The organism is bacterium, assembly GCA_019912885.1.
Classification (GTDB): domain Bacteria; phylum Lernaellota; class Lernaellaia; order JACKCT01; family JACKCT01; genus JAIOHV01.
Window position 1 is genome coordinate 1 of record JAIOHV010000086.1, and the last position, 6,088, is coordinate 6,088.

The 6,088-nt window shown below is 65.9% G+C and carries 4 protein-coding genes; all 4 read right to left on the bottom strand.

The window, feature by feature from the left end; genetic code table 11:
- Window positions 1-773: hypothetical protein (locus tag K8I61_07125; protein MBZ0271792.1), on the bottom strand; the 773-nt coding region annotated here is incomplete at its 3' end.
- 209 nt (window positions 774-982) lie between these two features.
- Window positions 983-3,412: an endopeptidase La gene (gene lon, locus K8I61_07130; protein MBZ0271793.1), complete on the bottom strand. Its 2,430-nt coding sequence runs from the start codon at window positions 3,410-3,412 to the stop codon at window positions 983-985.
- 240 nt (window positions 3,413-3,652) lie between these two features.
- Complete coding sequence (locus K8I61_07135; protein MBZ0271794.1) at window positions 3,653-4,282, bottom strand: NAD(P)H-binding protein; 630 nt, start codon at window positions 4,280-4,282, stop codon at window positions 3,653-3,655.
- 123 nt (window positions 4,283-4,405) lie between these two features.
- A partial coding sequence (locus K8I61_07140) for an HD domain-containing protein (GenBank protein MBZ0271795.1) occupies window positions 4,406-6,088 on the bottom strand: 1,683 nt, incomplete at its 5' end.

Genomic DNA, 6,088 nt, shown 5'->3' on the forward strand with positions numbered 1-6,088 from the left:
ACCTCGCCCTCGGCCCGCGCCGCGCCGCCGGAGTCGGCCCAGGACCAGCCGGCTTGATCGTCCGCCGAGTCCGCGATCGCCGGCGCCGCCTCGACAGGCCGGGCGGCGGCTTGCGCCTTCGCGGCGTCTTCTTCGAGCGTCTTGCGCAGCTCGGCCGATTCGCCTTCGATTTGGGCAAGCCGTCCACGCAAGCGCTCGATCGTCTCGCGCACGGGACCGACGGCCTTTTCGTATTCGTCATCCGTCGCGAACTCGTCCATGTCGCGGCGGAACTCGAGTTCCTCGAGCGCTTTGTCCGGTTCCTCGAGTTCGGATTCGATGCGCCCGGACTCGGCCCGGTATTCCTCGATGCGCCGCTCGATCTCCTGCCGTTCCGCGGGTGGCAACGTCGCGGATTCCGCGCGACGGCGCGCTTCTTCCTCGGCGCGGCGCGCGGCCTCTTCCGCAAGACGCGCGGCTTCCTCGCGTTCGCGCAATGTGGTTTCGGCGAGATCGAGGTCCACGCGAAGGCTCACGGCCTCGCGATCGATTTTCGCACGCGCGGCCTCGGATTCGGATTTGGCGTGCGCGTATTCGGCGACGACCTTTTCGAAAACCTCGGGACGCACCTTGCCTCGTTTCGACTCCGCCTTTTCGAGCTTGGCGTTCGCCGCGTCGACGTCGGCGTTCAGCTCGTCGCGGCGCATCTCGAGCTGCGCGATGCGGTCGCGAAGGTCGGCGATGACATCGGCAAGATCGATCGGCTCGCCCGCGGGCGTTTCGTTCGCACTCATGACGGCTCCCGATGGATATTCACGATATGGATGTCGGCGCGGACGCGTTTTCGCACCGTTATCCGCAACTTACGGTTTCGCGGCGCGGGGCGTCAATATGGGGAGTGTCGAGGGCCGGATGCGGAGTGTCGAATGTCCAGCGCCTTACGAAAAACCTGCCGCGTTCCGGACCCGCGATGTCTTTTCGGGCTTTCAGCCTTTCCGCTTGCTCAAATGAGTTCCCCTGTCTGATCCGTATAAGCCGCCTTGGCGGGATCGGCGGCCGGCGGCGGTTTTTCGAACGGCGACTTTCCCTCCGGCGCGACAAGCGCGAGGCGCAGCACCTCTTCCATGTTCGAAACCATGACGATCTCGAGCGACTGCCGGATCTTTTCGGGGATTTCCTTCAGATCCTTCTCGTTCTCCGACGGGATGACGATTGTCTTGATGCCGCCGCGTTGCGCCGCGAGGATTTTTTCCTTCAGGCCGCCGATCGGCATGACGCGCCCGCGCAGCGTGATCTCGCCGGTCATGGCGAGGTCGCGGCGCACCGGCATTTTCGTCAGCGCCGACGCGATGGACGTGGCGATGGTGATGCCCGCGCTCGGCCCGTCCTTGGGGATCGCGCCCTCGGGGATGTGCACGTGCAGGTCGAGTTTTTCCTGCACGTCCTTGTCGATGCCGAGCTCGTGCGCGCGCGAGCGGATGTAGCTGTAGGCCGCCTGCGCGGATTCGTTCATCACCTCGCCGAGTTTTCCGGTGATGACGATCTTGCCCTTGCCCGGCATGATCGCGACTTCGACGGGCAGGATCTCGCCGCCGGCGTGCGTCCAGGCAAGGCCGGTCGCAAGGCCGATCAGGTCGCGCTCCTCGATCTGTTCGCTGCGGTAGCGCGGCACGCCGAGGTATTTCGGAATGTTCTGCGCGGTGACGCGAACGGATCGCTTCGCGCTTTTCGTCTTGCGCGTGATGTTGCGCGCCACCTTGCGGCAGATCGCGGCCATCTCGCGTTCCAGATTGCGCACGCCGGCTTCGCGCGTGTATTCGCGCAGCACGCGCAGGATCGCGGAGTTCGCGAACGCCACCTTGTGGCCCGTCAGTCCGTTGGCCTCGAGCTGCTTGGGCACGAGGTAGCGCCGCGCGATCTCGAATTTTTCGTATTCCGAATATCCGGGAAGCTGGATGATCTCCATCCGATCGCGCAGCGGCGCGGGGATCGCGTCCAGGTAGTTCGCCGTGGTGACGAACATGATGTGCGAAAGGTCGTAGTCCAGATCGAGGTAGTGATCGTTGAAGGTGTGGTTCTGCTCCGGATCGAGCACCTCCAGAAGCGCGCTCGCCGGATCGCCGCGATAGTCGCTCGACAGTTTATCCACCTCGTCGAGAAGAAAGACGGGATTGTTCGCGCCGGCCTTGCGCAGCGACTGGATGATCTTGCCGGGCATGGAGCCGATGTAGGTGCGGCGATGCCCGCGGATCTCCGCCTCGTCGCGCACGCCGCCGAGCGACAGGCGGATGAACGGCCGGCCCGTGGCGCGCGCGATGGACTTGCCAAGGGACGTCTTGCCGACGCCCGGCGGGCCCACCAGGCAAAGGATCGGCCCTTTCATCTTGCCGACCAGGTGATGCACCGCGAGGTATTCGACGATGCGCTCCTTCACCTTTTCCAGACCGTAGTGGTCCTCGTCGAGGATTTCTTCGGCACGGTCGATGTCGTGGTTTTCGTCGGCCATGTCAAACCACGGCAGGCCGATCACCGCGTCGATGTAATTGCGCACCACGGTCGCCTCGGCGCTCATCGGGCTCATCAGGCGAAGCTTTTTCATTTCCGCGCGGACCTTGGCCGTCGCCTCCTTGCTCATCTTCTTCTTCGCGACGCGCTCCTCGAGCTCCTTGATGTCGCTTTTGAAGTCGTCGCGGTCGCCGAGCTCCTTCTGGATCGCTCGCATCTGCTCGTTGAGGTAGTACTCTTTCTGCGAGCGCTCCACCTGCTTTTTGACGCGGTTCTTGATCTTGCGCTCGACCTGCATCACCTCGATCTCGCCGCGCATGTGGCTGTAGATCTTCTCCAGGCGCGGCAGGGCGTCGACGGTCTCCAGGACGTCCTGTTTCTCGTGCAGCTTCATGTTGAGGTGCGTCGCGATGGTGTCGGCGAGGCGCGACGGGTTTTCGATCGCCGCCACCGTCATCAGAAGATCCTGCGGGATGCGCTTGTTCAGCTTGACGTATTGCTCGAACGTGGACTGCACCGTGCGCATCAGCGCTTTCAGTTCCACGTCGGCCGCGTCGTCCTCGGCGATTTCCTCGAACACCGCGAGGAAGAATCTGTCGCTCGGCGGAAAGTCGATGATGCGCGCGCGGGCGCGGCCCTCGACGAGCACCTTCACCGTGCCGTCGGGGAGCTTCAGCATCTGCACGATCTGGCCGATCGTGCCGAAGGGGTAGATGTCCTCCGGGCGCGGCGTCTCGAACTTGGCGACCTCCTGCGCCGCGAGCAGGATTTCCTTGTTGCCGGCCATCGCCTCGTCGAGCGCGGCGATGGATTTTTCGCGCCCCACGAAAAGCGGCATGACCATGTGCGGAAAGATGATGATGTCGCGCAGGGGCAAAAGCGGCATCACGCGGCCGCGCGGATTTTCGGGATCGGATCCAAAGCTCATCAAACGACCTCATAAGCGCGGCGCATCCCCGGATGCGCCGCTTCCATTTTCAAACGCGCAAGAAAACGACTTGCGCCGACTTCATAGTCTCACGGGTTGGGGGAAATTCAAAGTTGAGACGGCCCGGGACAGCGTTGACAAACGCGCGACGGCCGTCAGCCGTCGGCCTTGGGAACGCCGAACTCCAGCTCGGCAAAGAAGCGCGGGCGTCAGCCGGCGACTTTCAACCTTCGCGGAGCGTTAATACGCGACCGTCATCTGGCTTCGGAGGTGCTTTGGGTCTTCGAGTTCGTCGATAAGCGCGTGCGCGAAGTCTTCCGCGCTGATCGTGCTGTCGCCGTTGTCTTTCTGGATCAATCGGGACGTGCCGACGCGGTAGTTCGTGGTGCGTTCGCCGGGCGCGATGACCATCGGCGGGCAGAAATAGGTCCAGTCGATGGCGGTCTTTTGCAGTCGGAAGAACACCTCGCGCATCCCCCGGGCTTCGCCGTGGTATTCCTTCGGCAGGATGGTGTCGAGCACGTATTGCCCGTCGGGCATCTTCAGGCTGCCGCCGCCGCCAACGACGATAAGGCGCGCGCCCGTCTCTTCGGTCGCCTGGATGACCGCGTCGCCCACGGCCGTCGCTTCCTCGACCGGATCGCCGCCGCCGCGCGGACTGACCGACGAGACGATCGCGTCAACGCCCGCGGCAAGCCTCGCGATCGCGTCGGCGTCGGTGGCGTCGAGCGCAACGGATTGCGCGGCGGATTCGTTGTCGATCTTCTCCGGATGGCGCGCCGCGGCGATGACGTCATGCCCGCGCGACGCGGCTTCCTTCAAAATGCGCGAACCGATCATGCCGCTTGCGCCGATCAACAGGATTTTCATTAAGGACCTCCAACGCGATGGGATTTCGAAAGAGCGCGGAATTTCCCCCGCGCTCGCCGGCAGATTACACCGGGCGGCGCGATAATCGATGCGTTGGCGCGCACAAGTTGCAACCCCTTTTTTTTAAATCGGCGATTTCACCGCCGCGGTGATCGCCTCGCGCAGCGCGGGGGCGGCGGAGCGCGCAACCTTCTGGCCGTCGGCGTCAAGGACGTAGAAGGCGTCGATCGCGCGGCCGGCGATCGTGTTGACCTTGGCAAGCGCGATCGACAGGCCGAACTCGTGGATCGCGTGCGTGACGAGGTAAAGCAACCCGAAGCGATCGGCCGTGGCGACCTCGACGATCGTGTGCCGCGGTGCGGCGTGATTGTCGATGCGCACCTCCGTCGCGATCGGCGCGACGGCTTTTGCTCCCAAGACGCGTCGCGCGCCCGCCGCGACAAGGTCCTGCACCCTGGCGCGGCCGGCCAGCACGTCGTCCACGTGCGCGGCGAGCCGCTCGCCGATCCGCTCGCGAACGGATTCGCGCGGCGGGGCGGCCTCGTGCCACTGAAACTTCGCGGTGTCGAGCGCGACGCTGCCGTCGCCCGTTTGCTCCATCGTTACCGCTTGCAGCGAAAGCACCGACAATCGTTCCGCGACGCACACGCCCGCGACCACGGCGAGCAGCCCGGGTGCGTCCGGCGCGCAAAAAACGAGCTCGCCGGAGGCGTCGTCGTCCCAGTGCACATCGACAACGGGCTTGCTCTCGACGCGATAGCGCGAAAGGGCCGTGAGGTGACGCGCGGCGAGTTCCGGCGAGAGCCACGCCGGGTGATGCGCCTGCATGCGCGCGATGTAGTCGTCAACGAGTGCGGCATCGAACGCGCCCGCGAGCGCCGCCCGCACGCGCGTCGCGCGATCGTCCCCGGCCTCGCGCGGCGCGCCGGGGGAAAGCGCCTCGGCCACGCGGTCGTACAACGCGGCGATAAGCCCGCCGCGCCAGGGCGTGAACACCCCCGGCCCCACCGCGCGCATGTCGCAATAAGTCAGCACGAACAGCGCGTCGAGCGCATCCGCGTCGCCGATATGCGCGGCCAGATCGCGCGCCACGGCGGGGTCGTCCACGTCGCGCGTGTACGCGGCGTACGCGAGGGACTCGTGCTCGCGCACCAGGCGCACCACGAAGTCCGTTTCGTCGGCCGCAAGCGAAAGGCGAAGGCACGCGACCGGCGCAAGCCGCGCGCCACGTTCGCGATGGCCGGGGCCGCCCGCCTTGCCGGTGTCGTGCAAAAGCAGCACCAGGCGCACAAGGTCCGGCCGCGCGAGCGACTTCGCCGCGTCGACGAATCGCTCCGGCCCGAGGCCCGCGCGCAGGCGGTCGAAAAATTCGATGACAAGCAGCGTATGCTCGTCCGCGGGATAGGCGTGCGACACGTCGTAGGGGATGAGGCCCTCCAGCGCGCCGAACTGCGGCACGTAGGCGCCGAGCACGCCGATCGAATGCAGCGCGCGCAGCGCCGCGGCCGCGCGATCGCTCGCCAAAAGCGCTCGGAACGCAGCGGCGACCGACTCGTCTTCGCGGAATTCGTCGTCGATGAGCGCCGCGAGGCCGCGGAGGCGGTGGCGCGTGCGTTCGGTGAGCACGAGCCCCTCGTCGCCGATGCGCGCGAACAGCTCGAACAGCCGCTTGCCGTCGTGCCCGATCCGCTCGGGCAGATCGTCCGGCAGGATGAGGTAGTCGCCGCTCGCCGCCGCGCCCGGGACAAGATCGTCGCGCGGGTGCCGGTGCGCCTCGGCCCGCAATTCGCGCACGCGGCGCTCGAA